Here is a 442-nt window from a genome sequence, read left to right on the forward strand (position 1 = left end):
AGACAGGCGTCGCGCAGCGTCAGGCCGGGATACAGGCCCCGGTCCAGACGCTCCTGGAACAGGTCCTGGGCCAGCCAGGCGTTGACGGTCGTTGCGCCGACCCCGACCAGGACCGCGAACCCGTGCGGGTCCAGCGTCTCCGCGGTGCGAACGACGATGGAGCAATAGGTGCGCAGGCCCGCCTTGGTCAGGCGCCCGTGGACCCCGGCGGTGGCCAGGATCATCGGGGCGGCCAGACGATCCGCCGAACCGGCCTGATCGGTCAGCACGATCAGGGCCGCGCCGTCGCGGGCGGCGGCCTCGGCCTCGTCCATGATCCGGTCCAGCGCCGCGCGCAGGGCCGCGCCAGGCCGGGCGTCGTCGGACGGGACATCATAGCTGCAGTCGATGACCACGGTCGAACCGGCGCCGACCGTCTCGATCATCCGCTCGTACATGCCGT

1 protein-coding gene is annotated in these 442 nt (G+C 71.9%); it reads right to left on the reverse strand.

The window, feature by feature from the left end; all coding sequences use genetic code 11:
* On the reverse strand, nt 1–442 hold a 442-nt coding region (locus tag NLX71_RS26445; protein WP_254366782.1), incomplete at both ends, for a glutamate synthase central domain-containing protein.

The organism is Paenibacillus sp. MZ04-78.2 (assembly GCF_024213375.1).
Classification (GTDB): domain Bacteria; phylum Bacillota; class Bacilli; order Paenibacillales; family NBRC-103111; genus Paenibacillus_G.